Here is a 1,158-nt window from a genome sequence, read left to right on the forward strand (position 1 = left end):
GCCGGCGCCACCGTGCAGGAGGCCGCGCACGAGGTCGGCGACGGCCGCCTGGTCGCCACCGTCCGCGACCCCGACGGCAACCTCCTCGGGCTCCTGCAGGACCGCTAAACCACCGCCCCACCCCCCTGCTCCATCGGGGCCGTGGCGGCCGCCGGCCCGACGACCAACCCTCGCTCCCTCCCCCCTCACTCCCTCCCCTCACGCTAAGGACCCCTGCCATGCCCTCCTTCGGCTCCCTCACCCTGGAAGTTCCCGACCCCGCGGCCGCGGCCGCCTTCTACACCGCCTTCGGCCTGGCCCCCTACCTGAACGTACGCGCCTCGGACGCGCCGACGACCGGCTTCCGCGGGTTCGCCCTGTCCCTGGTGGCCTCCCAGCCCGGCAACGTCGACGCCCTCATTGGCGCCGCCCTGGACGCCGGCGCCACCACGCTCAAGCCGGCCACCAAGAGCTTCTGGGGCTACGGCGGCGTCATCGCCGCCCCGGACGGAACGATCTACAAGATCGCGTCCTCCACCAAGAAGGACACCACCCCCGCCGGCCCGCACATCGACCAGATCGCCCTCCTGCTGGGCGTCACCGACGTCAAGGCGAGCAAGCGCTTCTACCTCGAGCGCGGCCTGAGCGTGGCCAAGAGCTTCGGCGGCAAGTACGTCGAGTTCGCCACCCCCGCCTCGGCCATCACGCTGGCGCTGTACCCACGCCGCGCCCTGGCCAAGGACACCGGCCTCGCCCCCGAGGGCACCGGATCACACCGGCTCGTGATCGGCGGCGACGCCGGCCCCTTCACCGACCCCGACGGCTTCATCTGGCAGAGCGCCTCCGCCTGAAGGCCGACGCTGTCGCATCCCCGCGCCGCTTCTGGGCCTGGCGCGAGGTGAGCGGACCGCCCCACCGCGCGCTGAGGCGCGCCGGCCGCTGGCTCGTCTGACGCCTCGGCCGGACCCGCCGCCGGGGCAAGGGCCGAAGGCGCCACGGCCCGGTGCCACCGACCCGGGCCGCGGACCGTCAGGTCCCTTCTCACGTTTCCGAATATCAAGATCTTCCGAGTATCAAGATCCTCAAAGGGGGGAGTCTGCCATGAGCAGCACCGAGAGCAGCACGTACCAGGGATTCACGGCCGAGGAGCGGGCCGCGATGAAGGAGCACGCCCAAGCG

1 protein-coding gene is annotated in these 1,158 nt (G+C 72.4%); it reads left to right on the plus strand.

What is annotated here, in order from left to right:
- Nucleotides 1-218: 218 nt before the first annotated feature.
- Nucleotides 219-830, plus strand: a complete 612-nt coding sequence (locus ACZ6R6_RS49340; protein WP_470104482.1) for a VOC family protein — start codon at nucleotides 219-221, stop codon at nucleotides 828-830.
- Nucleotides 831-1,158: the final 328 nt, after the last annotated feature.

This window comes from Streptosporangium sp. NPDC048886 (assembly GCF_055586905.1).